This is a genomic window from uncultured Mailhella sp. (genome assembly GCF_944324575.1).
Taxonomy (GTDB): domain Bacteria; phylum Desulfobacterota; class Desulfovibrionia; order Desulfovibrionales; family Desulfovibrionaceae; genus Mailhella.
Genome location: NZ_CALUWV010000142.1, coordinates 1 through 4037, shown reverse-complemented (window position 1 = coordinate 4037; position 4037 = coordinate 1). Strand labels below are relative to the sequence as shown.

Here is a 4037-nt window from a genome sequence, read left to right as displayed (position 1 = left end):
GACGTGGGCACCATAGGAGCCTCATGCATCGTGCTCGGCATGACGAGCGCGGCCTACCAGTCCCAGATATTCCGCGGGGCCATCATGTCCCTTCCGGCAGGTCAGCTCAAGGCGGGCCGGGCGCTCGGCATGACCGACTTTCAGACCATACGGCACGTCATTCTTCCTCAGGCTCTAAGGCTGTCCATTCCCGGATGGTCCAATGAATATTCCATTCTGCTCAAGGACTCGGCCATGTGCTTCGCCCTCGGCACGCCCGAGATCATGGCGCGCACCCATTTCGTGGCCTCGCGCACCTACGAGCACCTGCCCCTCTACATCACCGCCGGACTCATCTATTTCGCCATCACCATGGCGGGCGTGACCCTGCTCCGCCGCCTCGAACGAAAAGCCCGCATTCCCGGCTACAGCAACGCCGGCATGTGATGCCGGGAGAAACCATGAACGCTCATACGAACGACACCCCCATTCTTCGCGCGGAACACTTCACCAAATATCTCACCGGCCGCAAAATTCTCGACGACTGCTCCATCAGCATGCATCCGGGCGATGTCAAGGTGCTCATCGGCCCGTCCGGCGCGGGCAAGAGCACCTTTCTGCAGTGCATCAACTGCCTGCTTGAACCCGATCAGGGAGAAATCTGGCTCGGCGAACGCAAGGTTGACTTCAAGAATACGAAGGAACTGTACGACCTGCGTCAGCATGTCGGCATGATCTTTCAGGATTTCAACCTGTTCGACCATCTTTCCGCCGAGCGGAACGTAGCGCTTGCCCTGTGCAAGGTGCGCGGCATGAGCCGTGCCGACGCGCTGGAGCGCGCCCATCAGGAACTCGCCCGCGTGGGCCTTGAGGACAAGGCTAAACTTTACCCCGCCCAGCTTTCCGGCGGACAGAAACAGCGCGTGGCCATTGCGCGCGCCCTGGCCATGGATCCCACCATTCTGCTGCTCGACGAGCCCACCTCCGCCCTCGATCCCGAACTCGTGGGCGAAGTGCTCACCGTCATACGCGATCTTGCCGCCCACGGCATGCCCATGATCATGGTCACCCATCAGATGGAATTTGCCCGTGCCGTGGCCACGGAAATCCTGTTCATGGAAGCCGGACGCGTCATCGAACAGGGTGCGCCCGAAGTGCTTCTCGCCCCGGGCGCGCAGACCCGCACGCAGGACTTCTGCACGCGCCTTCTGGAACTGTGCGGCGAAGCCGCTCCCGCGCAGGAGGCGCAGAACTGACCATGCTCGACTTCATCGACATGAACTTCCTCACCGGGCGCGTCATGCCCTATCTGGACAGAGGCCTCATGATGAGCCTTCAGCTCATCATTCCCGCCTCGCTCATCGGCGGCTTCATCGGCGTGGTCATGGGCGTCATGCGCGTGTTCGGCACGCCCTGGATGCGCCGCGGCACCGACGCGGTGGTGGCCGTCATACGCGGCGTGCCGCTCACCGTGCAGCTCATGATACTCTATTTCGGCCTGCCCAGCCTGCCCGGCGTGAAAATCTATCTCTCGCCCTACGCGGCCGCGCTCATAGGATTCATCGTGTGCACGGCCTCCTACCAGTCGGAATACGTGCGCGGCGCCCTGCTTTCCATAAGGCAGGGACAAATCAAGGCTGCGCAGGCTCTCGGCATGACAAGGTGGCAGACCATCTGGTCCGTCATCGTGCCTCAGGCCGTGCGTCGTGCTCTGCCCGGCTGCGGCAACGAAATCATCTATCTCATCAAGTATTCCTCACTGGCATACATCGTCACGTGCATCGAGCTCACCGGCGAAGCCAAGGTGCTGGTTTCGCGCACGTTCCGTCCCACGGAAGTCTATCTCGTGGCGGCGTGCTACTACCTTGTCATGGTCAGTGCGGCCACCTGGCTTCTGGCAAAGCTGGAAAAAAAGCTGGCCATTCCGGGCTTCGGCACGCAAAAATAAGGCGGGCGACAACACGCCGCATGCCGTTCCGTTCAACCCCGGCTGCTTGAACATGACCGCCCCGCGCGTTACCATGTCGCCATCGCGGTGAAAGACGCCGTCAACTTCTACCCCAGAGACGCATGACCTCACTCGACAAAATCCGCAATTTCTGCATCATTGCCCATATCGACCACGGCAAGTCCACCCTTGCCGACCGCATTCTGGAATACACCGGCGTGGTGAGCGCCCGGGAAGCCCGCGAACAGTACCTCGACAAAATGGATCTGGAACGCGAGCGCGGCATCACCATCAAGGCGCAGACCGTGCGCATTCCCTATACCGACAAGGACGGCACAAAGTACGTGCTGAACCTCCTCGACACCCCCGCACACGTGGACTTCGGCTATGAGGTGTCGCGTTCGCTTGCGGCCTGCGAAGGCGCGCTGCTGGTGGTGGACGCCACCCAGGGCGTGGAGGCGCAGACTCTTGCCAACGTCTACATGGCGCTCGATCACAACCACGAAATCGTTCCCGTGCTCAACAAGATCGACCTGCCGAGCGCCGAGCCGGACCGCGTGCGCCAGGAAATCGAGGACACCATCGGTCTCGACTGCACCGACTCCGTGGACGTGTCCGCCAAGACCGGCCTCAACATCGACAAGGTGCTCGATGCCATCGTGCACCGCCTGCCCGCTCCCGGCGGCGACCGCAACGCGCCGCTCAAGGCCCTCATCTTCGATTCCTGGTACGACAGCTATCAGGGCGTCGTGGTGCTCTTCCGCATCATGGAAGGCACCTTGAAGCTCGGCGACGTCATCCATCTCATGGCCGGCAATCGCGACTACGAAGTGGTACGCCTCGGCGTGTTCTCGCCGAACGCCGTGGACGTGAGCGAACTCGCCGCGGGCGAAGTGGGCTTTCTGTGCGCAAACATCAAGGAACTCGGCCACGCCCGCGTGGGCGACACCATCACCCTGCGCGACAATCCCGCCGACGCCCCCGTGCCCGGCTTCAAGGAAGTCAAGCCCATGGTGTTCTGCGGTCTCTATCCCACCGACGCCGCCGACTACGAAAACCTCAAGACCGCCCTCGAAAAGCTCCAGCTCAACGACGCGGCCTTCTCCTTCGAGCCCGAAACCTCCTCGGCCCTCGGCTTCGGTTTCCGCTGCGGCTTCCTCGGCCTGCTGCATATGGAGATCATTCAGGAACGCCTCGAACGTGAATTTCAGGTGGAACTCATCGCCACGGCCCCGTCCGTCATCTACAAGGTGGACACCACCGACGGCAAGACCTTCGACATCGACAACCCCGCCAAGTTCCCCGACGGTTCCAAGATCAAGGCCCTCTACGAGCCCTACGTACGCATGGACATCCACGTTCCCACCGAATTCGTGGGCAACGTGCTCAAGCTCTGCGAGGAAAAGCGCGGCATTCAGAAGAATCTGGGATTCATCACCACCAACCGCGCCGTCATCACCTACGAAATGCCCTTCGCGGAAATCGTGTTCGACTTCTTCGACAAGCTCAAGTCCGGCACGCGCGGCTACGCATCCATGGACTACACGCCCATCGACTACCGGGAATCCTCGCTCGTCAAGCTGGACATCCTGCTGAACGGCGCCCCCGTGGACGCCCTCGCCGTCATCGTGCACAAAGACAACGCCTACCCCTACGGCCGTGCCCTCGCCCTCAAGCTCAAGCGCACCATCCCGCGCCAGATGTTCGAGGTCGCCATCCAGGCCGCCATAGGCAACAAGGTCATCGCCCGCGAAACCGTGTCCGCCTACCGCAAGGACGTGCTCGCCAAATGCTACGGCGGCGACATCACCCGTAAGCGCAAGCTCCTCGAAAAACAGAAGGAAGGCAAAAAGCGCATGAAACGCATGGGCAACGTGGAACTTCCCCAGGAAGCCTTCCTCGCCGCCCTCAAGGTCGGTGACGACGGCGGCAAGTAGAAAGAATAGAAAGACAGGATGAGATCGGGCGGGGGAAGGAGGAAACCCTTTTGAAAAAGGGCTTTCCTCCTTCCCCCGCACCCCCATCCTCCTTCCGAAAACTTTTAATAAAGGGAGCGGCGGCCGTGTCGTTGCGCCGACCGGGAAGGGGAGAGGACAGGCACGGCGCGTGA

4 protein-coding genes are annotated in these 4037 nt (G+C 61.5%); all 4 read left to right on the top strand.

What is annotated here, in order from left to right; genetic code table 11:
* On the top strand, window positions 1-426 hold a 426-nt coding region (locus tag Q0J81_RS10715; protein WP_294447812.1), incomplete at its 5' end, for an amino acid ABC transporter permease.
* A gap of 14 nt (window positions 427-440) precedes the next feature.
* Window positions 441-1235: an amino acid ABC transporter ATP-binding protein gene (locus Q0J81_RS10710; protein WP_294447810.1), complete on the top strand. Its 795-nt coding sequence runs from the start codon at window positions 441-443 to the stop codon at window positions 1233-1235.
* 2 nt (window positions 1236-1237) lie between these two features.
* The gene (locus Q0J81_RS10705; protein WP_294447807.1) at window positions 1238-1927 is read left to right on the top strand and encodes an amino acid ABC transporter permease; all 690 of its coding nucleotides are present in this window, start codon (window positions 1238-1240) and stop codon (window positions 1925-1927) included.
* A gap of 122 nt (window positions 1928-2049) precedes the next feature.
* Entirely contained in the window at window positions 2050-3864 is a 1815-nt protein-coding gene (gene lepA / locus Q0J81_RS10700) for a translation elongation factor 4 (RefSeq protein ID WP_294447805.1), read from the top strand.
* Window positions 3865-4037 lie beyond the last annotated feature (173 nt).